Here is a 23,813-nt window from a genome sequence, read left to right as displayed (position 1 = left end):
AACCAGGCGTGCCTATGCGTCCGCACGACCGCATCCGAAGGCCTTGCCCCCCTTGCAGCCAGGTCTGCATCAGACCGTTTGCGGCTCATCATCCATGGACGCCCCCAAGGACTTCAACGAGGCAACCTAGTCCGGGAAAAACGGGGCTTCTTGAACGGCTGTGCATGGCTCGGAATGCAGCCCCCGGGCCTTGCCAGGATCCGAACGCCATCAGGGTCTCGATATCGCTGCAATCCGGGAGAGCCGCCATCCGAACGGCGGGAGGGAGAGCCGCGCGTTCCAGGACGGGATAACGGCGCAGAGGCCGTCCCTGGCCATCGGCCGGCGCGCGGATACTGGTAGAAAAGGCTGGGGGCCCTGTGAAGCACACAAGGCGCGCCGCGTGGATCACGGCGAATACCGGTTTTGCGCAGGGCCGCTATCGGGGGGTGGCGGACCGCTCAACGCTCCGCCCTGGCGGCTCTTCTGCGTGCCGCCCGCCACCCGGCCCGGTCCCTACTGCTCTTCCTGCGGAGCCTCGAACAAGACCATCTCGACCCGGTCGGGACCATCCACATAGGCGTCGTGTCCAGGCGGGATCTCGAAGAAGTCGCCAGCCGAGATCGGGGTTTCGACACCCGTCTCGACCATGCGGACGACCAGCCTGCCGGCGATGCAGTAACCCTTGTGGCGCATCGGGCAGGAGCCGGGCGACCCGAGCAGCGGCTTTTCGTCCTTCTCCCATGTCCAGCCCGGCTCGAACACCGCGTACATGCCGGTCGTCCCGTCCCTCATCCTGACGATGTCGATGCCGCCATTCTCCTTCATGTCGAGCCTGTCGTCGGCGCTCTCGAAACGCCGTGTCTCGATCGCAGCGTCCGTCATACTTGCCTCCTTTCGGATATCGATTTGGCAGTCCCAGCGGCCGCGCCGCTCAGACCCGGATGATCTCGTCCTTGAGCCCGTAGAGCATCGCGAGAACCTCCGCCCTCTCCTCCTCGCGGTGTCCGAGCGCCCGCATGGTGCCGAGGATGTCGTCGACCGCGGCCACGTACTCCGCCTCGGCGATGTTCATGCCCCGGTGAGCCTCGACCATGCATCGGCCCCGGTAGGGTCCGGGACCGCCCGCACGCATCTCGAAGAACGCACAGATGTGCCGCTTGATTTCTTCGACGCGCTCGGGATCGTTCAGATAGGGCTGGAAGCGCGCCCGGATGACCGGGTTCTCCAGATGCGCATCGACCATCCCGTCGACGATCCGCCGGATCCCGGCGGACGCGCCCAGCCTCTCGTAGAGCGACACGGTACTCAACTGTTCGGCGATTGTGGTCGTCATGGGGTTCCTTACCGATGTGATCGGGACCGTGGGCGAGGCTCAGGCCGGCCGCTTCTGCGCACCCTTCACATCCGCGGCGGTCATCGGCTTGCCGCCGATTGCCCATTCTCCGCTCGCGATCTCCTGGAGGCGGACCCAGGTCACGCCGCGCATCGCCTCGCCCTCGATGCCAACCATCGTCTCGGTCACCTCCTCGATCATCCGGCGTTTCTGGTCGGCGTCAAAGACGCCCTCGATCACCTGAATATCCACCAGCGGCATGTCGTCCTCCCTTGGGTTCGACCGTCTTCACGTCATCGTCGGTACGATCCGACGCGGGGCAGACTGCCGTCCCCGGCCGGCGGCTCGCCAGTACTGGAACTGAATCCCGCCCGATACAGTTTCTGAACTGGAGCGGACCGGCATGGGATTGCTAGCGTGGGCCGACCTTCAAGACGGGAGGCCAAGATGACCAATGCGAGCTACAGGCAGTTCTGCCCCGTCGCCATGGCGGCCGAAATCCTCTGCACCCGCTGGACGGTTGTGCTTCTGCGCGAGCTTGTCGCCGGCTCCACGCGGTTCAACGAGTTGCGGCGCGGCGTGCCGCGCATGTCGCCGGCGCTGCTGTCGAAACGCCTCTCCGAGCTGGAGGCGGCAGGGATCGTGAAGCGCGAGACGCTGTCGGAGATGCCCGAAATCGACGCCTATCGCCTGACGAAGGCCGGCCGCGATCTGCAGCCGGTGATCGAGGCGATCGGCATGTGGGGCCAGAAATGGGTGGAGGCCGAACCGTCGCTGGACAACCTCGACCCGGAACTCCTCATGTGGGACATGCGACGAAACCTCGACACCGAGCCGGTGCCGTCCCGGCGCACCGTGATCGAGTTCCTCTATCCGGAGCTGCCTCCGTCGCAACGCAAATGGTGGCTGATCGTCGATCCCGACCGCACGGTCGATCTCTGCCACGTCGATCCGGGTTTCGACGTGGACCTGTTCGTCCATGTCGATCTGCGCACCATGACCGAGATCTGGATGGGCCTGAAGACCGTGGCCCGCGCGGTTGACGACGGCATGCTGCGCATGACGGGCCACGCCGAGCTGGCAAGCACCATGCAGTCGTGGCTGGGGCTCAGCCCCTTTGCCAAACAGGACAAGCTGGCAAGCTGAACGCCGCGCCGCCGGGCAAACAGCGAAAGTGCCGGGAGAACCGACGTTCCCGGCCGAAACCGTATGGCGATATTGTCCGCCTCGAAGAAGGGCTTGAGCGCGCACCGGCTTCACCGCATGCTCGCGTGACCGACAAGACCGCGCGATGCGCCCGCATGTCTCCGGCCACTGCCGCCAACTCCGACCGAAAGCAGGCAAACGATGGACTTTGACACACTCGACGTCGGCTACGACATCCCGGCGCGCCCCGGCCAGCGGATCGACGAGGTATTGACCCCGGCGCTGATCGTCGACCTCGACCGGTTCGAGCGCAACCTGCGGCGCATGCGCGATTTCATCGCGCGCACGGGCTTGCGGCTGCGCGCTCACGCAAAGACGCACAAATCGGCCGATATCGCCCGGATGCAGATTGCCGAGGGCGGCGCATGCGGCATCTGCTGCCAGAAGGTTTCCGAGGCGGAGGCCTTTGTCCGGGCCGGGATCACCGACATCCTCGTCTCCAACGAGGTCTGGGGCGAGGCGCGTGTCGACCGTCTCGCCCGGCTGGCCGCAAAGGCACGGATCGTCGTCTGTGTCGACGACATTCGGTCCGTCCGCGACCTGTCCCACGCCGCTCGGCGCCATGGCAGTACGCTGGAGATCCTGGTCGAGATCGATTGCGGAGCGCATCGGTGCGGCGTGGCGCCCGGCGCTGCCGCGGCAGATCTCGCGCGCGCAGTGGAACAGGCGCCGGCGCTCCGGTTCGAGGGCCTGCAAGCCTATCAGGGCAGTCTTCAGCACATCGAGAACCCTGTCGAACGACGCCAGTCGGCCGACGCTGCCGCCCGGGCGACCCGCACCACCGTCGAAATGCTCGCAGCCGCCGGTATCGAATGCCGCACGATAGGCGGCGCCGGGACGGGGTCGTTTGTTCTGGACGCCTCCCTCGGGGTCATCAACGAGCTCCAGTGCGGATCGTTCATCTTCATGGATGCCCACTACGATCGCGTGGAAGAAGAGGACGGCGGACGGCTGGGCGGAATGGAGAATTCCCTGTTTGTCCTGGCCGGAGTGATGAGCGCCGCGATTGCCGGCAGGCCGGTCTGCGATGCCGGCCTGAAGGCGCTTGCCGTCGACAGCGGACTGCCGCGTGTCGAGAGGCCGGGGGTGAGCTACCTGCAGGCCTCGGACGAACATGGCGTCCTGGACGATCCGGACCGCATGCTCGACCTCGGCGATCAAGTGAGGCTCGTGCCGGGGCACTGCGATCCCACCTGCAACCTGTACGACTCGTATGTCGCCGTGCGGGGCGAGCGGGTGGAAGCGATCTGGCCGGTGACCGCCCGTGGAAAGCTCTTCTGAAGCCTTCGCGTAACGCGCCCGGCCCGTACCGAGAGCTCGGACACCTTTCGAAAGACGAATGAAAACAAATATTTATGGCAAGTCTAAGACGAAGAAACGGAGAACTACATCTACGCTATAGTCCTCCAAAATTGAGGCAAGAGCGAATGGCTTCCATGGGTGGGAAGGGGACAGGCGGCTTTCAGGTGATGAGGCTGGGATAGCTGCCATTCACGACACCGTTTCATTTGGGGCGGTGGCCTGCTGCGACTTGGCAGCCTTGTCCTGCTGGCTGCGCACCCATGTCCACTTCGTGTATTCGCGGGCGACGCGAACGCGCGCTTCTTTCAGGGGGAGGCCCTGATAGTGACCGAGGGTGGGATTTTTCTCGAAGAACTTGTCCACCTGTTGCTGCGTCATGTTGGCGTGCGCCTGCAGCAGCCAGTCGTAGAGATCGAAGGGATCGTCATCGCGCAGTCCGTGCGAGGCGTTATCTTTGCCGAACACTGCATCCGTGTAGCGGCGCGCGGCCTGCGCTTCACCTGCTGTCAGCGGCATTTCCACGAGCCAGTGGCGACCATTCGCGCCGACAGCAAGCATAGCCTTGTCTTCGCCCCATGAACTGATTTCTTCCACCGTCGCGCGGACGGTCTTGCCGTCTATGTCGGGCACCTCGATCATGTCGCCGAGCTTGACCGTGCGCTGCGGTTTGCCGTCGCTGTCGAGCAACTCAGGCGGCGAGCCGTCGAAGGTGGTCGGCACGGTGCTGGCCTTCTTCCACGCTTCCATGAGCCAGAAAATGTCGCGGTGCTTATCGTAGCCCTCAAGCGCGGCTTCGATCTCCAATGGCCGCCCGAAAGGGTAGTCGTCAATCTTGATGGTTTGCAGGAAGCCGAAGCACGGGTGGCCCGTCACGTCTTCGTCGGCGAGGAACGTGTGGTTGGTGATGACGACATAGGCGGGCGCGATCGGCTGGCCGTCCACCGTCATGCTGTTCTCCGCATCGCGGATCGCAGCTTCGGCCTTTTCGGCGACGGCGCGCCAGTCGGCCTCGGCCATCATGGTGGGGATGCTCAGCTCAAACCAATAGACCGGATTCGTGAGCTTCTTCTTCGACGCGTTGTAAATCTGGTTGCGCACATAGACTTCCAATTCGCGCAGAAACTCCGCGTTCGTCACATCCCCCGTGGGCGCTTTCCAGCCGTTCTTGCGCTTGGCTTCGATCTCATAGGTCTTTCCCGACGCCTTGGACTTCGCCCTGAACTCCGGCGTCGGCATCGATCCGGCCTTAGTCTCCGCGCAGGAAATCTCCATGCCCGCGACGGCCAAGGCCGCACCCACGATAGCCTCGTAATAGGCGGGCATGAAGCTGACGGGATCGCGCAGCCGCTTGAGCAGCGGCTCGGGAATTTCGTCGTGGTGGGCGATCAGGTAGAGCGTATAGGCCAGGTGCAGCCAGCACGCGATGAAGCCCATCATCACAATGGTCTTCACCTTCGGCTCGCCGGGCTTCTGGTTGCTGTATGCTTGAGTCTTTTGCAGCCAGCGGAAAAGCGGATGCTGACCCTTGCTGCGCTCGCGCTCGCCCCATTCATGGTCGAGCGTTTTCTTCATGAAGTAGTCGAGGAAGTTGGGGAAGATGAACCAGTTCCTTCCCCAGTAAACCGTCTGCTTCACCGCCACGAATCGGAAGCCGTTCGCCTCATCCATCCACGACACGATGGGGTTGCCGTGGCCTTGCTGCTGCTGGCGCACGTTCTCCGCGGCCTGATGCTGTCGCAGTATGGCTCGCGCCCGCGCTAAGACGGCGGGATCGCGTTCAGGCGTAGGCGCGCGCCGCGCGCCCGGTTTGGTGGCATTCAAACAGCACTTCTTGAACTTCTTGCCGCTCCCGCACGGGCACAGCTCATTCCGTCCAGTCTTCATTTTCGTGATTATGGCAGAGTCGTGCCGCTAGGTCATTCCATTGACAGACGCTTGGTGGTTCGCGCCCGTCTACAGCGGGACGGGCGGCAGGTTTTGGCAGCGACAGTGGGAAGCGGAACGGTCGAGATGAGGTCGTAGGCTGTCTTTGCTAATCTTCAACATTATCAGACTGCAGCGTAGAAACGACGGCTCTCAGCCTCGCTTGGTGCAAGTGTGGTGATCGGCAGGAATATTGCACTATAGTGGGTAATTTTCAGGAAGAAAGTGGCGGAGGGAGTGGGATTCGAACCCACGATACGGGGTTACCGTATACACGCGTTCCAGGCGTGCGCCTTCGACCGCTCGGCCATCCCTCCGGCTCGCGGAATGTGCGGGGCACTATACTCATCGCCAACCGCCATGCAAGGGCGATCGGACGGCATTGCACAAACGCGGGCCAAGGCCGGCGGCCGGCTTGTACGCGATGGCCGCAATCGCCATATCAGGAGGCGGTTTCCAACAAGCGGGACAGGGTCGCCATGGCTTCGTTCTTTCGCAGCAAACCCGCCGGACTTCCGGCCAGGGAGGATGCCCTGCCGGGGCGCGACACGCCGATTGCGACGGCGGAGCGCCATTACGTGTCCGGCCACCCCCTCAAGGGCCCCTATCCGGATGGCTCAGAGACGGCGGTCTTCGGGCTGGGGTGCTTCTGGGGCGCGGAACGGCTGTTCTGGGAGCTCGACGGCGTCTGGGTCACGGCCGCCGGCTATGCGGGCGGGATAACACCCAACCCGACCTATGAGGAGACCTGCACCGGCCTCACCGGCCATGCGGAGGTCGTGCTCGTGGTCTACGATCCGGCCCGCATCTCCTACGACACGCTCCTGAAGACCTTCTGGGAGGCCCACGACCCGACGCAGGGCATGCGCCAGGGCAACGATGTGGGCACCCAGTACCGCTCCGCCATCTACTGGACGAGCGAGGCCCAGAGGCAGGAGGCGGAGGCCTCCAGCGCGGCCTATGGCGCGGCGCTGAAGGCGCGCGGCCTCGGGCCCATCACCACCGAGATCGCCGCCGCCGGGCCGTTCTATTTCGCCGAGGACTACCATCAGCAATATCTCGCCAAGAACCCGTCGGGCTATTGCGGCCTCGCCGGCACCGGCGTCGCCTGCCCCGTGGGCACCGGCGTGAGGGCCGCCCAGTGACGACCGGCCCCGGCCCGGCCGGGCCGGGCGCGAACAGGGTCGCCGCCCTCGTGGAGACGCTGGCCGAGCAGGGCTTCGCGGTCGCCCCCGATTTCCTCGACGCCGATCTCGTCTCCGCGCTCGCCCGCGAGGCGCTGGAGCGCGACCGGGCGCGCCAGACCGATACGGGCGGCGTGGGCCGCAAGCGCGACTATGCGGTCGACCGCACGGTGCGGCGCGCGCGCATCTGCTGGTTCGACGGGTCGAGCCCGGCGCAGGGGCAGTTCCTGGAGGAGGCGGAGCGCCTGCGCCAGGAGATCAACCGGCGCCTGTTCCTCGGCGTCTTCGAGTTCGAGGCCCAGTTCGCCGTCTACGATGCGGGCGGGTTCTATGCGCGCCACCTGGATTCCTTCCGCGGCCGGCGCAACCGCGTCGTCTCGCTCGTCGCCTACCTCAATGCGGACTGGCAGGCCGGCGATGGCGGCACGCTCGCCATCTGGCCGGCGGGCACCGGCGGGGATGCCGCCGCGGCCCCCGTTGCGGAGGTCCTGCCGCGCGCGGGCACGGTGGTCGCGATGCTGTCGGAGGAGATCCCGCACGAGGTCCGCCCCGCCGGGCGCCAGCGCCTGTCGGTCGCCGGCTGGTGGCGCGTCAACCAGATGCAGGGCGGCCGGATCGACCCGCCGCGCATAAGCCTTTGTTAAACATGGGACCATGAATCCGCGCGCCCGCCGGGCCTGTCGCCGGCCTGGCGGGCGCACGGAAAGGGTCCGTTAAAGAGTCCCCGCGAAAGATCGCCCTCAAGGATGGCGGCACGCTCCGCCCCGGGGGCCGCCGAGGCCCCGGACCGAACACAATCGTCCGAGTAGGGGACAGTATCCAATGCGTAACACCCTCATTGCCGGCGCGTCCGTGATCGCACTGCTTCTGGCCGGTGCGCAGGTGGCCTTCGCCGCCGACATGTATGCTCCGGCCCCGCCGGCTCCTCCGGCCCCGCCCGCGCCCGAGCCCTTCAATCCCTGGTATGTAGCGGCCTTCGGCGGCGCGAGCTTCATGGAGGATGTCGACGCCAAGGGCTCCGCGGAGATCGACGCGGAGGACTACGCCTTCGACGGCAAGCTCACCAGCGATATGGGCTTCATCGTCGGCGGCGCGGTCGGGCGCAGCTTCGGCGCCATGCGCGGCGAGGTGGAGCTCTCCTACAGCGAGAACGACTTCGACAAGGCCAAGGGCAAGTACACCGATCCCGGCGGCTCCGAGCACATCTCCGACAGCGTGGGCGGCGACAGCGGCACGGTCATGGTGCTCGCCAATCTGTGGTACGACTTCAACCACACCGGCGCGCTGCGCCCCTATATCGGCGGCGGCGCGGGCCTCGGCTTCACCGATGTGAGCGTCAAGGCCGACGACATGAAGCTGGTCGACGACAGCAATGTCGGCTTCGGCTTCCAGCTCGGCGCGGGCATGAAATATGCCGTGACGAACACCGTCGACCTCGATCTGAGCTACCGGTTCCGCGGCGTGCTCGACGTCAAGGCGTCCGACGACACCTCCTTCGGCCCGAACTCCGCCTCCGCGAAGGTGAAGGACGACTTCTACTCGCACAATATCGTGGCCGGCGTGACCTACCACTTCTCCGGCTTCTGAGCGGGCCGGCCCGCCGACCGGACGCACGCATGGGGCCCGGCGCAAGCGGCCGGGCCCGTCCCCCGTGCGTCCATGGCGGGCGCTCCGGTCAGGCCGCGAGCGCCTTGGCCTTGCCGACCCATGCCTCGAAGGCGGAGAGATAGTCGGCGAAGAACTTCCTCGTATCCCCGTCCACGAGCTTGCCCGCCTCGTCGAACTTCGTGTGCGCCGCGCCGACGAAGACCTCCGGCCGGTTCATCGCCGGCGCATTGAGGAAGACGAGGATCTGGCGCAGATGATACTGCGCCCGCGATGTCCCCATATTGCCCATGGAGGCGCCGACCATGCCGATGGGCTTGTTCTCCAGCGGCTGCGGGTTGAGGCGGGACAGCCAGTCGATGGCGTTCTTGAGCACGCCGGGGACGGAGTAGTTGTATTCCGGCGTCGCGAACAGCACAGCGTCGGCGTCAGCGATCTTCGCGCCGAGCGCCTCCAAGGGCGCCGGGAAGCCCCTGGCCTGCACATCGCCATTGTAGAAGGGAATGTCGGAGATATCGGCGATCTCGATGTCGAGGCCCGCCGGCGCGAGCTCCAGCGCGGCATGAAGCAATGCCGTGTTGTAGGAGCCCGCGCGAAGGCTGCCGGACAGGGCGATGATCTTGAAAGGGGTCTGGGTGCTCATTGGACTGTCTCCCGTCTGGTTCGCTGTCGGGTGGTCAAGGCGGCCGGGTCCACCGTCTCAGGTCTGGCCGGCCATGTCGAAAAGCAGGAACTCCGTATCCTCCAGCGCGCGGACCGCGATACGGTCCTGCCCGGAGATGCCCGCGCCGTCGCCGGCGCGAAGCGGCGTGCCGTCGAGATCCACTCTGCCGCGCGCGACCTGAAGCCAGCCGATGCGTCCGGGCGCGAAGGCATGGTCGAGCGTCTCCCCGGCCTTCAGGCGGGCGGCGCCGATCTCGGCGTCGCGGTGGATGGCGAGCGCGCCGTCGCGGCCGTCGGGCGCGGCGACGAGCCTCACGCCCGCCTCACCGTCGTCGGCGAAGAAGCGCTTCTCCTCATAGGACGGCTCCAGCCCGACCCGCTCCGGCAGGATCCAGATCTGGAGCAGGTGGACGGGCTCGTCCAGCGAGGGATTGAACTCCGCGTGCCGGATGCCGCGCCCGGCCGTCATGCGCTGCACGTCGCCATGGCGGATGACGGAGCCGGAGCCGAGCGAATCCTTGTGCTCCAGCGCGCCCGACAGCACGTAGGTCACGATCTCCATGTCCTTGTGGCCGTGCATGTCGAAGCCCGAGCCGGGCGCGACATGGTCCTCGTTGATGACCCGCAAGGGGCCGAAGCCCATATGGTCGCGATCGTGATAGGAGCCGAAGGAGAAGGAATGGCTCGTCCGGAGCCAGCCGAAATCGGCCTGGCCGCGCTCTGCGCTCTTGCGAATGGTGATCATCGTCCTGTCCTCCTTCGCGCCGCCAACCGGCCATCGGTGCGGCGCGCTGTTCGGGACCAGATGTAATTGTTGCGGCGAATGTGGCAACATGGACAGATATCGACAGACTGTTGCGAAAAACGCGACAAATGGAGCCCGCCCGCCCGATGAACAAGCTCGATGCGATGAAGACCTTCGCGACGGTCGCCGAGGAAGGCGGCTTTTCAGCGGCGGGCCGGCGCCTGTCCATGTCGCGCTCGGCGGTCAACCGGCAGGTCATCGCGCTGGAGGAGGATCTCGGCGTCCAGCTTCTCAACCGCTCGACGCGCCGGGTCAGCCTGACGGAGAACGGCCTCGTTTATCTGGAGCGCTGCCGGGCGATCCTGAGCGATATCGACGAGGCCGACCGGACGGTGGCGCGCCTCCAGGCGGAGCCGACGGGCGCCCTGCGCATCAACGCGCCCATGTCCTTCGGCATCACGCATCTGGCGCGCCCCGTGGCCGCCTTCATGGCGCGCCACGCCGCGCTGCGCGTGCAGCTCACGCTCAACGACCGCTTCGTCGACCCCTACGAGGAGGGCTTCGACCTGACGGTGCGGATCGGCGCGCTGCCCGATTCCGACCTGATGGCGCGCCGGCTCGCCCCGGTCCGGCGGGTGTTCTGCGCCGCGCCGGCCTATATTGCGCGCCATGGGCGTCCGGCCTGCCCGCGCGCGCTCAGGGACCATCGCTGCCTGCATTACGGCTATCTCTCCACCGGCACCCAGTGGGTCGTGCGCGGCCCCGGCGGCGAGGAGCGCGTGCAGGTCAACGACGTCCTGTCCTCCAATAGCGGCGAGGCCCTGCGGGTGGCCGCGCTCGAGGGGCTCGGCATCGCCATGCTGCCGAGCTTCACCGTGGGCGAGGACCTCAATGCGGGCCGCCTCGTCACCGTGCTCGACGACTACGCCCCCACCGAGATCGCCGCCTATGCGATCTACCCGCCGAACCGGTTCCTGACAGCGAAGGTGCGCCTCTTCATCGACTTCCTCGCCGACTGGTTCCGCGACACCCCGCCAGACGCCGCCTGCATGGCCGCGCAGCGGCGGGCGTGAGGAGGGTGTGAGGAAGGCCGCTCGGGAGCATCGAGCGGCAAGGGGGTGGTCGGCCCGTCTCCTCATTCCGCTCATCCCGGCGAAAGCCGGGATCTCCTGCACGGGGGCACCCGAGATCCCGGCTTTCGCCGGGATGAGCGGCAGGGTAACGCGAGTCTCGCCATGCCCTAATTCAATCGATTGACTTAATCGTTCGATTGATTTATCCGTATCGGGATGACGGACGATCGCACATCGACATCGCGGCGGAGGGCCGGCGGGCCGGGAGAGGCCGACCGCGAGGCGACGCGGGCGCGGCTGGTGGCGGCGGGGCTCGACCTGTTCGGGCGGCAGGGCTATGAGGGCGCGACCACGCGTGCCATCGCCACCGCGGCGGGGGTGAACCTCGCCTCGATCCCCTATCATTTCGGCGGCAAGGAAGGCCTCTATGTCGCGGTCGCCAAGCATGTCGCCGACGAGATCGGCCAGCGCATGCTGCCGGCCTTCGCCGAGGTCGAGACCGTCCTCGCCGACCCCAAGGCCCCGCGCGCGGCGGTGCTCGCCCAGCTCCACGCGCTCATGGACCGGTTCTGCGACCTTCTGGTCGGCGGCACGCAGGCGGCCCCGTGGGCGCGCTTCATCATCCGCGAACAGATGGACCCCTCGCCCGCCTTCGACATCTTCTACGAGGGCGTCATGCGTATCGGGCATTCCGCGCTCTGCCGGCTCGTCGGACGGCTCGCGGGCCTGCCGGCGGACGCGGAGGAGACGAAGATCCGCGCCTTCGCCCTCATCGGCCAGGTGCTCGTCTTCCGCGTCGCGCATGCGGGCGTGCTGCGCCGGCTCGGCTGGGAGGAGATCACGCCGGAGCGGCTGGCGGCGACGAAGGCCGCGGTCAACGCGCATATCACCGCGATCTTCTCCGACGGGAGCGCTCGGCCATGACCCGCATCGCCGCCATCGCGCTCGGCCTTGCCCTGTCCCTCGCGCTTGCCGCCTGCGGCGAGGACCCGGCCTCGCGCCCCTATCAGGGCTATGTGGAGGGCGAGTTCCTGCTCGTCGGCGCCAAGGTGACCGGCCAGCTCGCCACGCTGAACGTCGCCGCCGGCGACGCGGTGGAGGCCGGCGACCGGCTGTTCGGGCTCGACCCGAAGCAGGCGGAGGCGCGCCGGACGGAGGCCGCCGCGCGGCTCAAGCAGGCCGAGGCCGAGCTCCAGAACCTCCTCAAGGGCAAGCGCCCCCTGGAGATCGCGGTGATCGAGGCGCAGGTCGACGAGGCCCGCGCCCGGCTCGCGCTCGCCGACGCCCAGTACAAGCGCATCGACCGGCTCACCGGCGAGCATGTCGCCTCCCAGAGCCAGCTCGACGATGCCCGCATGAGCCGCGACGTCGCCAAGGCCGAGCTGGAACGGCTCAAGCGCGAGCTGGAGACCGCCCGCCTGCCCGCGCGCGAGGACGAGATCGAGGCGTCGCGGCGCAATGTGAACGCCGCCCGCGCCACCCTCGACGCGGTCGCCACCGAGCTCGACGACCTCACCCAGTCCGCGCCGCGCGCCGGCCAGGTGCAGGAGATCTTCTACCGCGAGGGCGAGATCGTCCCCGCGGGCCGGCCCGTCGTCTCCCTCCTGCCGCCGGACAACCGCAAGATCCGCTTCTTCGTGCCGGAGGCGGGGCTGTCCGCCGTCTCGCTCGGCGAGGAGGTGACGGTGAGCTGCGACGGCTGCCCGCAACCCCTGCGCGCACGGATCAGCTTCGTGTCGGACGAGGCCGAATACACCCCGCCGGTCATCTTCTCCGTGGAGAGCCGCAAGAAGCTCGTCTACAAGGTGGAGGCGGTGCCGACGGGACCGGCGGCCGCCCTCAAGCCCGGCCAGCCCGTCGACGTCGCGCTCTCGCCCGGAGGCCCGTGAATGGCCAATGCGATCGAGGCGGAGGGGCTCACCAAGCGGTTCGGCGACCATACGGTGGTCGACCACATCTCGCTCGACGTGGCGGAGGGCGAGATCGTCGGCTTCCTCGGCCCCAACGGTTCCGGCAAGACCACCACGATCCGCATGCTCACCGGCCTCCTGACGCCGGACGAGGGCTCCGGGCGGTGCCTGGGCTACGACATCGTGCGCGAGAGCGACCGCATCAAGCTGAATATCGGCTACATGACGCAGCGCTTCAGCTTCTACGAGGACCTGACGATCCGCGAGAACCTCGACTTCGTGGCCAGGCTCTACGGGCTCACGCCGCGCCGCGAGCATGTCGACCGGACGCTGGATGAGCTCGGGCTCTCGGGCCGCAACGACCAGCTCGCCGGCACATTGTCGGGCGGCTGGAAGCAGCGCCTGGCGCTGGCGGCGAGCGTCATGCACGGGCCGAAGCTCCTGCTGCTCGATGAGCCGACCGCCGGCGTCGACCCCAAGGCGCGCCGCGAGTTCTGGGACCAGATCCACCATCTGGCGGCCGACGGGCTGACCGTGCTCGTCTCCACCCATTACATGGACGAGGCGGAGCGCTGCCACCGCATCGTCTATATCTCCTACGGCACCGTCGTCGCGCGCGGCACGGCGGAGGAGGTCATCGCCGGCTCCGGGCTGTCGACCTTCGTCGTGCGCGGCAAGCAGACCGCCACGCTCGCCGACCGCATCCGCACGCTCGACGGCGTGGAGCAGGTCGCCCCCTTCGGGGCGGAGCTCCATGTGGTCGGCAGCGATCCGGCCCGCCTGCAGGCGAGCCTCGACGCGCTGGCGGCAACCAACGGCATCACGATCAGCCGCGGCGAGACGAGCCTGGAGGACGTCTTCATCCGCCTCATGAGCGAGCACGGGGACGACAGGCGATGACGCGCATCGGCCCGTTCTGGCGCAGGACCGCGGCGATCCTGATCAAGGAGCTGATCCAGCTCAAGCGCGACCGGCTGACCTTCGCCATGATGATCGGCATCCCGATCATGCAGCTCATCCTGTTCGGCTTCGCCATCAACACCGACCCCAAGCACCTGCCGACCGCGCTCGTCATCGCCGACGAGGGGCCGTTCGCCCGCTCGATCTCCGCGGCGATGACCAATTCGGACTATTTCGACATTCGCGACACGGTGGCGAGCGAGGCGGAGGCGCGCCGCCTCATCGCGCGCGGCGAGGTCTCCTTCATCGTGTCCCTGCCGCCCGACTTCCGGCGCGACACGATCCGCGGGCTGAGGCCGGAGATCCTGCTCCAGGCGGACGCCACCGACCCGGCGGCGGCGTCCAATGCGGTCGGCGCCTTCGGCCAGATCGTGCAGAACGCCCTGCGCGACGACCTGAAGGGGCCCTCCTCCGCGCTCGCCTATCAGCCGCCGCCGGTCGATGTGGTGCTCCACCGGCTCTACAACCCGGAAGGCATCACCCGCTACAACATCGTGCCGGGACTGCTCGGCGTCATCCTCACCATGACGCTCACGCTCATGACCGCCATCTCGCTCACCCGCGAGGTGGAGCGCGGCACGATGGAGAACCTGCTCGCCATGCCGGTCGGCCCGCTCCAGGTGATGGTCGGCAAGATCACGCCCTATATCGGCATTGGCTTCATCCAGGTGGCGATCATTCTCGGCGCGGCGAAATTCGTCTTCGGCGTGCCGATGCTCGGCTCGCTGACCGCGCTCTTCGTCGGCCTCGTCGTCTTCATCGCGACCAACCTGACGCTCGGCTACACCTTCTCCACCATCGCCAAGAGCCAGATGCAGGCGATGCAGATGACCTTCTTCTTCTTCCTGCCCTCGATCCTCCTGTCGGGCTTCATGTTCCCCTTCCGCGGCATGCCGGAATGGGCGCAATGGATCGGCACCGCGCTGCCGCTCACCCATTTCCTGCGCATCGTGCGCGGCGTGCTTCTGAAGGGCAACACGCTGCCCGACATCGCAGCCAGCCTGTGGCCCATCGTGGCGATCCTCGCCATCGTCGCCACGGTCGCCCTCCTGCGCTACCGGCGCACGCTCGACTGAGGCGTCCTTTCGCGCAAGACGCGGGGATTATTCCCAAAAGCGATTTTCCTATAGGTTCGCCCCATGGAACCACTGCCTGCGCAGTTCACCAACTGAAGCAGGGAGTTCCGACGATGACGACACCCGCCCCCGCAAAGCGCCGCCTGTCCGCCCTCGCAGCCCTTGTCCTGTCCGTTGCGGCCACCGCCGCGCCGGGCCTGTCCATGCCGGCCTCCGGCAAGACGTCCTGGGACTATGCCGGCCAGAACGGACCGACCCGCTGGAGCGAGCTCGACCCCGCCTTCGAGACCTGCGGCCGCGGCCGCACCCAGTCCCCGGTCGATATTGCCGACAGGGTCACGAGGGGCGGAACGCCGCTCGAGATCGACTACAAGCCGACGCCGCAGCGCATCGTCAATAACGGGCACACGATCCAGCTCGACTATGCGCCGGGCAGCACGCTCTCCGTCGCCGGCCGGACCTTCCACCTGCTGCAGGTCCATTTCCACAGCCCGAGCGAGCACGAGATCGCGGGGGAGCGCTATCCGATGGAGGTGCATTTCGTGAACCGCGCCGCCGACGGCACGCTCGCGGTCCTCGCCGTCCTCGTGGAACGGGGCGAGGCCAACCCGACCTTCGCCCGGATCCTCGACGATGCGCCCGGCAAGGGCGAGGTGCGCGTGGCCCGCAACGGCGCGACCATCGACGCTTCCGGCCTCCTGCCGAAGGTCACCGGCCACTATACGCTGATCGGCTCGCTGACGACGCCGCCCTGCACGGAAGGCGTGGCCTGGTACATCCTCGAGCATCCGGTCGCCTTCTCCAGCGACCAGATCGAGGCGTTCCGGACATTCTATCCCAACAATGCGCGGCCGCTGCAGCCCCTGAACGGTCGGACCGTCCTGCGCAACTGACGGAGGTCCGGGGGCGGCTCAGCCGGCGGCGCGCGCCGTCTCCGCCGTCCGGCCCGGCCAGCGATAGACATAGTAGCGGTCAGGCTCCACCCCGTCCGGCAGGGCCTGGCGCTCCGCCTGCGGCAGGTCGAAGGCCGGATCGGTGAGCACCAGCGCCCCCGGCGCCATGAGCGGCGGAATGGTTTCGGAGATGAAGTCGGCGAGGCGCCTGTTGCCCGCGAGGTCGCCCGTGCCGAGGTCGCAATGGAGCAGCGCCACCTGCCCCCGGAAGCGCTCGACGGCGGCCGGCAGCGTGTCGTGGACGTCGCCGACGAACAGGTGCTCCGCGTCGGGCATGCAGTCGGGATGGGCGGCCGGGGAGCGCTCGAAGACGAAGATCTCGCGGTCCGGCAGCCGCTCCCTGAGGTGATGATAGGTGCGGCCATTGCCGAGGCCGAGCTCGAAGACGACGCCGTCGAGCCCCTCGATTGCGCGGGCCGCCTCGTTCAGGCATTCCCGCTGTGCCGTGATCCGCCTGATGAACGAGTCCAGTCTCGACATGTCGCCTCTGTGTCCCTTCGCCCCTGAAGCGGGCTGTGTGCGCCCGGACAGGCCCGGACGCAAGTCCGTCTAGCGGGTGAGCCTCACAATCCCGCTATTGTTCAACAAAGCGTCATCCTGTTCGAGGATGGTGTAGCCGCGATCCCGGCAGAGCGCGGCCATGCGCTCGGGATCGCAATCGCCGAAGCTCGGCGTCGCCTCGCCCACCGGCTTCGTCTTGTCGGCATACTGGATCACCACATCCCCGCCCGGCCGCACGATCCCGGCGATCTCGTCGAGATAGCGCGCGATCAGGTCCAGCTCGAAATGCACGAAGGTCCCGTAGGAGAAGACGAAATCGACGCCGCCTGCCGGAATGCCCGGAAAGTCGGTGCCGCCATTCTTCACGAACGCCAGGTTGGGCGCGCGGAAGCTCTGGGCGAGCAGGTCGAGCAGCTCCTGGTGGTAGTCGACCACATAGACCATCCGGCAGGGCAGGAGATAGCGCGTCCAGCGCCCGCCGCCGGGCCCGATCTCGACCGCCACCCGGTCGGGATGGACGAAGGGCCACACGAAGCGGTCGCGCACGCCGCGCAGATCCGGACGCTCGTCCGGGTCGCCCCATTGCAGCCCGTAGAGGCCGTGCCGGTCGATCAGGCCGCGCTCGCGCGCCTTGCGCAGCTTGTCCAGATGGAGCGGTGTGGAAAGCTCGGGCATGACCTTCAGACAACCGGTTCGCGACTGCCCTCTCGTTTACGAAAGTTCGATCCCCGTTGCAAACGGCACCGTCTCGTCCTTAACCTTGGAGCGGAGACGGGGGCTGGCTCGCTACGGGCCGCTACAATCATGTAAGGAGCAACCTGGGCGACCATGGTGAGCGATCAGTTCCTTGTCCGCTTCTGGGGCGTGCGCGGAAGCCTGGCCTGCGGCGGCGAACGCTACAGCCGTTATGGCGGCAACACGCCGTGTGTCGAAATGCGCTGCGGCGACCATGTGCTCGTCTTCGACGGCGGCACCGGCCTGCGTGACCTCGGCAACCGGCTCGTGGAGGACGGTGTCGACCGGATCGACCTCTTCTTCAGCCATTGCCACTACGACCACATAGAGGGCCTGCCCTTCTTCGCGCCTTTCTACCATTCGAAAACGACGGTCCGGCTGTGGTCGGGCCACCATCTCGACGGCGTCACCACGAAGGAGATGCTCGAGGGCTACATGCACGCGCCCTATTTCCCGATCGCGCCCGACATGTTCAAGGCCCGTCTCCTCTACGAGGACTTCACAGCCGGCGACACGCTCGCTCCCCATGAGGGCCTCCGGATCGATACCGCGCGGCTGACCCATTGCAACGGCTCGGCCGGCTATCGCGTCACCTGGGGCGGGCGCACCGCCTGCTACGTGACCGATACCGAACACACGCCCGGCCGGCACGACGAGGCGGTGCTCGCGCTCATCGAGGGGGCCGATCTGGTCATCTACGACACGACCTTCACCGACAACGAGTTCGCCTGCTGCAAGGGCTACGGCCATTCCACCTGGCGGGAGGGAACGGCGCTGTGCGAACTCGCCGGCGCCAAGCAGCTTGTGATGTTCCACCACAATCCCGACCATGACGACGACCGTCTCGCCGCCATCGAGAAGGAGGCACAGGCCGCACGCGCCAGCACTATCGCCGCGCGCGAGGGCTTGTGCATCGCATTGTGACCGGGCCCGGCGAGCGCAGCCCGCTTCGCGATGCGCTCGCAAGCCTTGCCATGCGCCGGGAGACGGACAGGCTGCCCGCGCGCGTACTGGCGACCATCGCCCGGCAGGACAATTCCAGCGAGGTGCTGGTCAAGCTGATCCAGCTCGCCGTGGTGATCGTGTTCGGCACGCTCTACGCGATCTCGCCGAAGACCGATGCCGGCACCGCCTTCTCGCCCGTTCCCTACGCGCTCGCCGGCTATCTCGCGGTCAATCTCGCGGGGCTTGCCTGGGCGGTCCGCCGGGGCCTGCCGAACTGGGCGGTCTATGCCTCCATCGTCGTCGATATCGCGCTGCTCATGGTGCTGATCTGGAGCTTCCACATCCAGTACGAGCAGCCGGCCTCCTTCTACCTCAAGGCGCCGACGGTCCTCTATATCTTCATCTTCATCGCGCTCAGGACGCTGCGCTTCCAGGCGCGCTTCGTGGTCGCGGCGGGGCTGATCGCCGCGCTCGGCTGGCTCGGCCTCGTCGCCTATGTCATCACCGCCGACCCGGCGGACATGATGATCACCCGCGACTATGTGGAGTATCTCACCTCCAACGCCATCCTGATCGGGGCGGAGTTCGACAAGATCATCTCCATCCTCATGGTCACGGCCATCCTCGCACTCGCCCTGAAGCGCGCCCACGGGCTGCTGGTGCGCGCGGTGAGCGAGGGCGCGGCGGCGGAGGACCTGTCCCGCTTCTTCGATGCGGGCGTGGCCGCGCGCATTCGCGGCGCCGACCGGCCCATCGCGGCCGGCGAGGGCGTGAAGCGCCAGGCGGCGGTCCTCAATATCGACATTCGCGGCTTCACCGCGCTCGCCGCCAGCGAGGACGCCGACCGGGTCATGACCATGCTCGCGGAGTATCAGCGCCGCCTGATCCCGATCATCCAGGCCCATGGCGGCACCATCGACAAGTTCCTGGGCGACGGCATCATGGCGACCTTCGGGGCGACGGCCGAGGCCGATCGCTTCGCCGCGGACGCCCTGGCCGCGATGGATGCGGTCATGGAGGAGGCGGCCCGCTGGGGCGCGCCCGGCGACCGGCTGCCGGCGCTTGCCGTCAACGCCGCGGTCGCCGCCGGCGAGATCGTCTTCGGCGCCGTCGGCGACGAGAAGCGGCTCGAATACACCGTGATCGGCCCGGCGGTGAACCTGTCGGCGAAGCTGGAAAAGCACAACAAGGCGCTCCGCACGCGCGCGCTGGCCACCCTCGACGCCTATGAGCTCGCCCGCACGCAGGGCTATGTGCCGCCGCGCGAGCCGGAGATCGCCACCACCGACATTCCCGGTGCGGAGGCCGGCGTGCCGGTCGCGATTATGCACCGCTAGATGCACTTTCGGGAAAGGTGGAGACCGCTTTCCCGTTTGCCGGGCTTGTCCCGGCAATCCATCGGGCGTCCGCGACACGTGGCAAGGCCTCATGGATGCCCGCCTCCGCGGGCATGAGCGGCAAGGGGCAAAGGGTCTCCCCGATGTCCTCCGCTCTCTCCCGCGAAGGCGGGAGCCCAGCGCCTCAGCCCCCGTCCATCTCCGGGTCCACGAGCTCCACGGGCACGCCCGGCTCGTATTTCGTGGCGCGCAGCATGAGGCGGGTCTTGACGTTGGCGACATTGGGGAGCGCGGTGAGCTGGCCGACGAAGTCCTGCACCGCATGGATGTCGTGGGCGACGCATTTGAGCAGGAAATCGATCTCGCCGGAGAGCATGTAGACCTCGCGCACGATGGGCGCGGCGCTGACATACTCGTCGAAGGCCACCAGGTCGCTCTCCGCCTGGCTGTGCAGCCCGATCATGGCGAACATGGTGACCTCGAAGCCGAGCTTGTCCGACGACAGCACGGCGCGATAGCCCTCGATCAGGCCGGCCTCCTCCAGCGCGCGCACGCGCCTGAGGCAGGGCGGCGGCGAGATGCCCGCCCGGCGCGCCAGTTCCACATTGGTGATGCGGGCGTCATTCTGCAGCTCCTGCAGGATGCGCCAGTCGACTTTGTCGAGCTTTCCCGAGCGCGCCATAAAATGCCGAGGGCTTCGATTCGTTCAAACGAGACTGCGATTATATGGCACGGTGACCTCCCGTTTAAGAAACAATATTTCGCGGGCGTGGACACAGGCCGGCATTCCGCCAAATAATCGTGGAGACGGCGCCATCGCGGGGTAGTCATTTCCGCACATGCACAATATGTAGACATGATTGCTGGACAGACCGGCACCGACATCCTACATCCTGCCACGGCGAGGGAGTATTCGAGATGACCACGACGCACGCCAAGGTTCTCATTCTGGGATCCGGACCGGCCGGTTACACGGCTGCGATCTATGCGGCGCGCGCGATGCTCGAGCCCGTGCTCGTTCAGGGGATGCAGCCGGGCGGCCAGCTCACCATCACGACCGATGTGGAGAACTATCCGGGCTTTGCCGACGTGATCCAGGGCCCCTGGCTCATGGAGCAGATGCAGGCCCAGGCCGAGCATGTCGGCACGGCGCTCATCTTCGACCACATCGCCAAGGCCGACCTGTCGAAGCGCCCCTTCACGCTGACCGCCGATTCCGGCGATGTCTACACCTGCGACGCGCTCGTCATCGCGACCGGCGCCCAGGCGCGCTGGCTGGGGCTCGAGAGCGAGGAGGCCTTCAAGGGCTTCGGCGTGTCGGCATGCGCGACCTGCGACGGGTTCTTCTTCCGCAACAAGGAGGTGCTCGTGGTCGGCGGCGGCAACACGGCCGTCGAGGAGGCGCTGTTCCTGACCAATTTCGCCTCCCATGTCACGCTGGTGCATCGCCGCGACGAGCTGCGCGCGGAGAAGATCCTGCAGCAGCGGCTCTTCGCCCATGACAAGATCACCGTGCGCTGGGACAGCGAGCTCGACGAGATCGTCGGCACCGACGACCCCAAGGCCGTGACCGGCGCGCGACTGAAGAACGTGAAGACCGGCGAGATCGACGAGATCGCGGTGGACGGCGTGTTCATCGCCATCGGCCACAAGCCGGCGACGGAGCTGTTTGCGGGGCAGCTCGCCATGAAGCCCGGGGGATATCTGGAAACGGCACCCGATTCCACGGCGACCAACATTCCCGGTGTCTACGCCGCCGGAGACGTCACCGACGACGTCTACCGCCAGGCGGTCACGGCGGCGGGCATGGGGTGCATGGCAGCCCTGGAAGCGGAGCGGTTCCTGGCCGCCCAGGAACAGCAGGATAGTGTCGTTGCGGCAGAATAGACCGCCGTGCCGGCCCGTCAGCGTCCGCATGGGACAAATGCGGTGACGCGCCGGCCTGGGGGAACCGGGTCATGGATTGGGACAAGCTGCGAATATTCCACGCGGTGGCCGACGCCGGCAGCTTCACGCATGCCGGCCACGAGCTCGGCCTTTCGCAATCGGCGGTGAGCCGGCAGATCAGCGCGCTCGAGCATGAGCTCAGGGTGCCGCTGTTCCACCGCCATGCGCGCGGCCTGATCCTCACCGAGCAGGGCGAGCTGCTCTACCGCACCGCCCACGACGTGTTCACCAGGCTCGCCTCGGCCCAGACCCGGCTGATGGATTCCAAGGACAAGCCGTCCGGCAATCTGCGCCTGACCACCACGGTCGGGCTCGGCACGATCTGGGTGACGCCGCGGCTCAACGAGTTCATCGAGCTCTATCCGGAGATCAATGTCGAGCTGCTGCTCGACGACCGCGAGCTCGATCTCGGCATGCGCGAGGCCGACATCGCGATCCGGCTGCGCCGGCCCGTCCAGCCGGATCTCATCCAGCGCCGGCTGTTCACGGTGCACCACCATATCTACGCCTCGCCCGACTATATCCGCCGGCACGGCATGCCGCGCACGCTGGAGGACCTCGACAATCACGTCGTGCTCGCCTTCGGCACGGCGCCGAGCTATCTGGCGGATGTCAACTGGCTGGAGATGGCCGGCCGCGAGCCCGGCAATCCGCGCCGGCCGGCGCTCAGGATCAACAATGTCTACGGGCTGCGCCGCGCGGTGGAATCGGGGATCGGCATCGCCTCGCTGCCCGACTACATCGTCGGGCGCGATTCCAACCTCGTCCAGCTCCTGCGCGAGGCGGAGGTGCCGGAATTCGACACCTATCTGGTCTATCCGGAGGAACTGAAGACCTCCAAGCGGGTCGCGGTGTTCCGCGACTTCGTCATCTCCAAGGCCAAGGAATGGTCGTTCTGACGGGCCGGACCGGGGAACCGGCGGCCTCCTGAGTCGCCCCGGCCGGCGGCGGCGCCATGCCGGGCTTCCTCTGTTATCCGACCGTATTGCAGCGTCCCGCTTCAGATTTGCACTGCATCAAAATTGAGCCGGCGGCACCTCCGCGCCCAATGATTCCGCGTTAAATATCAAAATCTTATGACACATTGAGGTTTTTTCGCGCAGGCATGCACGATCCGCATGCCTACTATGCCGTGCAGGTGGTTGCCCAAAAGAGACCGTTCGGCCACATTGTGTCTTGCGCGATCACATTGATAGCGTTTCAGCGGAATTACTCCCTCCCCTTGTTTTCCGCTGTTTTGGTCAACCGTTCCCCTCACCCCAGGTTGACCCCGCAACGCCCGTAAGGGCATTGACTTGCCGGGCCCCACAAAGGCCCGGCTTTTTCTTTTTCGGGTGGTGCGCGACGGATTGCCCGCGGCCGGACGGGCCGCGACGGCCTGCTACATGAACAGCTTCTCGCCGGTCTTGTCCTTGTAGAGATCGGCCACATACTCGCCATAACCGTTGAAGATGCGGGTCGGCACGCGGTCGCCCGTGCCGAGCACGCGTTCGGTGGCCTGGCTCCAGCGCGGATGGGGCACCTCCGGGTTCACATTGGCCCAGAAGCCGTATTCGCGCGCCTGGATATCCTCCCAGAAGCCGACGGGGCGCTCGCGCACGAAGGAGAAGCGCACAATCGACTTCAGCGACTTGAAGCCGTATTTCCACGGCGTGTGCAGCCTGATCGGCGCGCCCATCTGCCGGGCGACCGGCTTGCCATAGGCGCCGGTGACGAGGAAGGTCAGCTCGTTTGCCGCCTCCTCGATGGTCAGCCCCTCCACATAGGGCCAGGGCAGCTTGTTCGCCCAGGGGAAGACGGAGGGCCGCTGGCCCGGCGCGATGTCGGGGTCGAGGAAGGTTTCCATGCGGACATATTTGGCCGCCGACAGCGGCTTGGCGAGCGCGACGAGCTTCGCCATGGGAAAGCCCGTCCAGGGCACGACCATCGACCATGCCTCCACGCAGCGATGGCGATAGACCCGCTCCTCCAGCGTCACCTTCGCCAGAAGCTCGTCGATCCCGATGGTGAACGGCTTTTCCACCTCACCGTCGATCTCGATCTCCCAGGGCCGCGTCTTGAGCTGCTGGGCGGCCTCGGCGACCTGCTTGGTGGAGCCGAACTCGTAGAAATTGTTGTAGTGGGTGTTGATCTCCTCCGGCGTGATCGCGCGCTCCACGGTGTATTGCGGATTGCGCCCGGCCGGGTAGAGCCCGGCGGAGGGATCGCCTTCGGCCGCGCGGGCCCGGCCGCCCATGCCCGGCAGCGCCATGGCGATGGTGCCCGCCCCGGCTGCGGCCATGAGCTGGCGGCGGTTCATGAAGACGGGTTCCGGCGTGGCCAGGCGTTCGGGTATCTCCCAGCCCCTGGCGATCTTGATCAGCATGGCTCCTCACTTTCCGCATGACGACCGGCGCGGCGTCATGCGGGCAAGACTAGTCTCGCCCGCCGCCT

25 protein-coding genes and 1 tRNA gene are annotated in these 23,813 nt (G+C 66.9%); 15 read left to right on the top strand and 11 right to left on the bottom strand.

Going from position 1 to position 23,813, the window contains the following annotated elements; all coding sequences use genetic code 11:
- Window positions 1-495 precede the first annotated feature (495 nt).
- From HW532_RS14305 to HW532_RS14295, 3 genes are read right to left on the bottom strand one after another with little or no spacing between them, the layout of a single operon-like run.
- Entirely contained in the window at window positions 496-864 is a 369-nt protein-coding gene (locus HW532_RS14305) for a cupin domain-containing protein (RefSeq protein ID WP_213161113.1), read from the bottom strand.
- Window positions 865-913: 49 nt separating this feature from the next.
- Window positions 914-1,315 carry a group I truncated hemoglobin gene (locus tag HW532_RS14300; protein WP_213161112.1) on the bottom strand — a complete coding sequence of 134 codons (402 nt, stop codon included), beginning with the start codon at window positions 1,313-1,315 and terminating at the stop codon, window positions 914-916.
- Between the two features lie 39 nt (window positions 1,316-1,354).
- On the bottom strand, window positions 1,355-1,576 hold the full coding sequence (locus HW532_RS14295) for a tautomerase family protein (protein WP_213161111.1): 222 nt from the start codon (window positions 1,574-1,576) through the stop codon (window positions 1,355-1,357).
- Between the two features lie 186 nt (window positions 1,577-1,762).
- Between HW532_RS14295 and HW532_RS14290 the strand changes: the two genes are divergently transcribed.
- Both HW532_RS14290 and HW532_RS14285 read left to right on the top strand, forming a co-directional pair.
- Complete coding sequence (locus HW532_RS14290; RefSeq protein ID WP_213161110.1) at window positions 1,763-2,461, top strand: winged helix-turn-helix transcriptional regulator; 699 nt, start codon at window positions 1,763-1,765, stop codon at window positions 2,459-2,461.
- A 201-nt stretch (window positions 2,462-2,662) separates the two neighbouring features.
- Entirely contained in the window at window positions 2,663-3,802 is a 1,140-nt protein-coding gene (locus HW532_RS14285) for a DSD1 family PLP-dependent enzyme (protein WP_213161109.1), read from the top strand.
- 210 nt (window positions 3,803-4,012) lie between these two features.
- Here the strand turns inward: HW532_RS14285 and HW532_RS14280 are convergent, their stop codons facing one another.
- Both HW532_RS14280 and HW532_RS14275 read right to left on the bottom strand, forming a co-directional pair.
- A complete protein-coding gene (locus HW532_RS14280; RefSeq protein ID WP_246479096.1) occupies window positions 4,013-5,644 on the bottom strand; it encodes a hypothetical protein in 1,632 nt (543 codons plus the stop codon).
- A 328-nt stretch (window positions 5,645-5,972) separates the two neighbouring features.
- A tRNA-Ser gene (locus HW532_RS14275) sits at window positions 5,973-6,063 on the bottom strand.
- Between the two features lie 162 nt (window positions 6,064-6,225).
- On the opposite strand from HW532_RS14275, the gene msrA reads away from it, so the two are divergent.
- The 3 genes from msrA to HW532_RS14260 all read left to right on the top strand — a co-directional run bounded on the left by msrA (window position 6,226) and on the right by HW532_RS14260 (window position 8,517).
- Window positions 6,226-6,891 carry a peptide-methionine (S)-S-oxide reductase MsrA gene (gene msrA, locus HW532_RS14270; protein WP_213161107.1) on the top strand — a complete coding sequence of 222 codons (666 nt, stop codon included), beginning with the start codon at window positions 6,226-6,228 and terminating at the stop codon, window positions 6,889-6,891.
- Complete coding sequence (locus HW532_RS14265) at window positions 6,888-7,574, top strand: 2OG-Fe(II) oxygenase (RefSeq protein WP_213161106.1); 687 nt, start codon at window positions 6,888-6,890, stop codon at window positions 7,572-7,574. Before msrA ends, HW532_RS14265 begins: the two co-directional genes overlap by 4 nt.
- A gap of 178 nt (window positions 7,575-7,752) precedes the next feature.
- Window positions 7,753-8,517 carry an outer membrane protein gene (locus tag HW532_RS14260; protein ID WP_213161105.1) on the top strand — a complete coding sequence of 255 codons (765 nt, stop codon included), beginning with the start codon at window positions 7,753-7,755 and terminating at the stop codon, window positions 8,515-8,517.
- A gap of 88 nt (window positions 8,518-8,605) precedes the next feature.
- Here HW532_RS14260 and HW532_RS14255 read toward each other — a convergent pair whose 3' ends face one another.
- Window positions 8,606-9,178 (bottom strand): NADPH-dependent FMN reductase, encoded by a 573-nt coding sequence (locus HW532_RS14255; protein ID WP_213161104.1) that lies wholly within the window; start codon window positions 9,176-9,178, stop codon window positions 8,606-8,608.
- 57 nt (window positions 9,179-9,235) lie between these two features.
- Complete coding sequence (locus HW532_RS14250) at window positions 9,236-9,943, bottom strand: pirin family protein (protein WP_213161103.1); 708 nt, start codon at window positions 9,941-9,943, stop codon at window positions 9,236-9,238.
- A gap of 146 nt (window positions 9,944-10,089) precedes the next feature.
- Between HW532_RS14250 and HW532_RS14245 the strand changes: the two genes are divergently transcribed.
- From HW532_RS14245 to HW532_RS14220, 6 genes are all read left to right on the top strand, one after another.
- Complete coding sequence (locus HW532_RS14245; protein ID WP_213161102.1) at window positions 10,090-11,016, top strand: LysR family transcriptional regulator; 927 nt, start codon at window positions 10,090-10,092, stop codon at window positions 11,014-11,016.
- A gap of 216 nt (window positions 11,017-11,232) precedes the next feature.
- On the top strand, window positions 11,233-11,940 hold the full coding sequence (locus HW532_RS14240) for a CerR family C-terminal domain-containing protein (protein ID WP_213161101.1): 708 nt from the start codon (window positions 11,233-11,235) through the stop codon (window positions 11,938-11,940).
- On the top strand, window positions 11,937-12,905 hold the full coding sequence (locus tag HW532_RS14235; protein ID WP_213161100.1) for an HlyD family secretion protein: 969 nt from the start codon (window positions 11,937-11,939) through the stop codon (window positions 12,903-12,905). The genes HW532_RS14240 and HW532_RS14235 overlap by 4 nt, the downstream gene beginning before the upstream one ends.
- Complete coding sequence (locus tag HW532_RS14230) at window positions 12,906-13,826, top strand: ABC transporter ATP-binding protein (RefSeq protein WP_213161099.1); 921 nt, start codon at window positions 12,906-12,908, stop codon at window positions 13,824-13,826.
- Window positions 13,823-14,962, top strand: coding sequence for an ABC transporter permease (locus HW532_RS14225; protein WP_213161098.1), 1,140 nt, complete (start codon window positions 13,823-13,825; stop codon window positions 14,960-14,962). Before HW532_RS14230 ends, HW532_RS14225 begins: the two co-directional genes overlap by 4 nt.
- Window positions 14,963-15,075: 113 nt before the next feature.
- A complete protein-coding gene (locus HW532_RS14220; protein WP_213161097.1) occupies window positions 15,076-15,855 on the top strand; it encodes a carbonic anhydrase in 780 nt (259 codons plus the stop codon).
- Between the two features lie 18 nt (window positions 15,856-15,873).
- Here HW532_RS14220 and HW532_RS14215 read toward each other — a convergent pair whose 3' ends face one another.
- Entirely contained in the window at window positions 15,874-16,395 is a 522-nt protein-coding gene (locus tag HW532_RS14215) for a class I SAM-dependent methyltransferase (RefSeq protein ID WP_213161096.1), read from the bottom strand.
- Between the two features lie 69 nt (window positions 16,396-16,464).
- Window positions 16,465-17,091: a class I SAM-dependent methyltransferase gene (locus HW532_RS14210; protein WP_213161095.1), complete on the bottom strand. Its 627-nt coding sequence runs from the start codon at window positions 17,089-17,091 to the stop codon at window positions 16,465-16,467.
- A gap of 153 nt (window positions 17,092-17,244) precedes the next feature.
- Between HW532_RS14210 and HW532_RS14205 the strand changes: the two genes are divergently transcribed.
- Together HW532_RS14205 and HW532_RS14200 are read left to right on the top strand one after the other, a co-directional pair.
- Window positions 17,245-18,075 (top strand): MBL fold metallo-hydrolase, encoded by an 831-nt coding sequence (locus HW532_RS14205; RefSeq protein WP_213161094.1) that lies wholly within the window; start codon window positions 17,245-17,247, stop codon window positions 18,073-18,075.
- Window positions 18,060-19,433 (top strand): adenylate/guanylate cyclase domain-containing protein, encoded by a 1,374-nt coding sequence (locus HW532_RS14200; protein ID WP_213161093.1) that lies wholly within the window; start codon window positions 18,060-18,062, stop codon window positions 19,431-19,433. Before HW532_RS14205 ends, HW532_RS14200 begins: the two co-directional genes overlap by 16 nt.
- Window positions 19,434-19,617: 184 nt before the next feature.
- On the opposite strand, the gene HW532_RS14195 is transcribed toward HW532_RS14200, so the two are convergent.
- Complete coding sequence (locus tag HW532_RS14195; protein WP_213161092.1) at window positions 19,618-20,115, bottom strand: Lrp/AsnC family transcriptional regulator; 498 nt, start codon at window positions 20,113-20,115, stop codon at window positions 19,618-19,620.
- Between the two features lie 236 nt (window positions 20,116-20,351).
- On the opposite strand from HW532_RS14195, the gene trxB reads away from it, so the two are divergent.
- A complete protein-coding gene (gene trxB, locus HW532_RS14190; protein WP_213161091.1) occupies window positions 20,352-21,320 on the top strand; it encodes a thioredoxin-disulfide reductase in 969 nt (322 codons plus the stop codon).
- A 71-nt stretch (window positions 21,321-21,391) separates the two neighbouring features.
- The gene (locus HW532_RS14185) at window positions 21,392-22,279 is read left to right on the top strand and encodes a LysR family transcriptional regulator (protein ID WP_213161090.1); all 888 of its coding nucleotides are present in this window, start codon (window positions 21,392-21,394) and stop codon (window positions 22,277-22,279) included.
- Window positions 22,280-22,761: 482 nt separating this feature from the next.
- Here HW532_RS14185 and msrP read toward each other — a convergent pair whose 3' ends face one another.
- Window positions 22,762-23,745: a protein-methionine-sulfoxide reductase catalytic subunit MsrP gene (msrP, locus tag HW532_RS14180; protein WP_213161089.1), complete on the bottom strand. Its 984-nt coding sequence runs from the start codon at window positions 23,743-23,745 to the stop codon at window positions 22,762-22,764.
- Between the last annotated feature and the right edge of the window lie 68 nt (window positions 23,746-23,813).

This window comes from Kaustia mangrovi (genome assembly GCF_015482775.1).
GTDB lineage: Bacteria > Pseudomonadota > Alphaproteobacteria > Rhizobiales > Im1 > Kaustia > Kaustia mangrovi.
Note: the sequence above shows the minus strand (reverse complement) of the source record. Positions and strands in the feature narration are given on the sequence as shown.

Coding starts and splice junctions, on each gene's coding strand:
- msrA (WP_213161107.1), top strand. CDS start 6,226: ATGGCTTCGTTCTTTCGCAGCAAACCCGCCGGACTTCCGGCCAGGGAG.
- HW532_RS14240 (WP_213161101.1), top strand. CDS start 11,233: ATGACGGACGATCGCACATCGACATCGCGGCGGAGGGCCGGCGGGCCG.
- HW532_RS14285 (WP_213161109.1), top strand. CDS start 2,663: ATGGACTTTGACACACTCGACGTCGGCTACGACATCCCGGCGCGCCCC.
- HW532_RS14205 (WP_213161094.1), top strand. CDS start 17,245: ATGGTGAGCGATCAGTTCCTTGTCCGCTTCTGGGGCGTGCGCGGAAGC.
- trxB (WP_213161091.1), top strand. CDS start 20,352: ATGACCACGACGCACGCCAAGGTTCTCATTCTGGGATCCGGACCGGCC.
- HW532_RS14230 (WP_213161099.1), top strand. CDS start 12,906: ATGGCCAATGCGATCGAGGCGGAGGGGCTCACCAAGCGGTTCGGCGAC.
- HW532_RS14260 (WP_213161105.1), top strand. CDS start 7,753: ATGCGTAACACCCTCATTGCCGGCGCGTCCGTGATCGCACTGCTTCTG.
- HW532_RS14215 (WP_213161096.1), bottom strand. CDS start 16,395: ATGTCGAGACTGGACTCGTTCATCAGGCGGATCACGGCACAGCGGGAA.
- HW532_RS14255 (WP_213161104.1), bottom strand. CDS start 9,178: ATGAGCACCCAGACCCCTTTCAAGATCATCGCCCTGTCCGGCAGCCTT.
- HW532_RS14250 (WP_213161103.1), bottom strand. CDS start 9,943: ATGATCACCATTCGCAAGAGCGCAGAGCGCGGCCAGGCCGATTTCGGC.
- HW532_RS14235 (WP_213161100.1), top strand. CDS start 11,937: ATGACCCGCATCGCCGCCATCGCGCTCGGCCTTGCCCTGTCCCTCGCG.
- HW532_RS14210 (WP_213161095.1), bottom strand. CDS start 17,091: ATGCCCGAGCTTTCCACACCGCTCCATCTGGACAAGCTGCGCAAGGCG.
- HW532_RS14245 (WP_213161102.1), top strand. CDS start 10,090: ATGAACAAGCTCGATGCGATGAAGACCTTCGCGACGGTCGCCGAGGAA.
- HW532_RS14295 (WP_213161111.1), bottom strand. CDS start 1,576: ATGCCGCTGGTGGATATTCAGGTGATCGAGGGCGTCTTTGACGCCGAC.
- HW532_RS14290 (WP_213161110.1), top strand. CDS start 1,763: ATGACCAATGCGAGCTACAGGCAGTTCTGCCCCGTCGCCATGGCGGCC.
- HW532_RS14225 (WP_213161098.1), top strand. CDS start 13,823: ATGACGCGCATCGGCCCGTTCTGGCGCAGGACCGCGGCGATCCTGATC.
- HW532_RS14305 (WP_213161113.1), bottom strand. CDS start 864: ATGACGGACGCTGCGATCGAGACACGGCGTTTCGAGAGCGCCGACGAC.
- HW532_RS14195 (WP_213161092.1), bottom strand. CDS start 20,115: ATGGCGCGCTCGGGAAAGCTCGACAAAGTCGACTGGCGCATCCTGCAG.
- HW532_RS14185 (WP_213161090.1), top strand. CDS start 21,392: ATGGATTGGGACAAGCTGCGAATATTCCACGCGGTGGCCGACGCCGGC.
- HW532_RS14300 (WP_213161112.1), bottom strand. CDS start 1,315: ATGACGACCACAATCGCCGAACAGTTGAGTACCGTGTCGCTCTACGAG.
- msrP (WP_213161089.1), bottom strand. CDS start 23,745: ATGCTGATCAAGATCGCCAGGGGCTGGGAGATACCCGAACGCCTGGCC.
- HW532_RS14220 (WP_213161097.1), top strand. CDS start 15,076: ATGACGACACCCGCCCCCGCAAAGCGCCGCCTGTCCGCCCTCGCAGCC.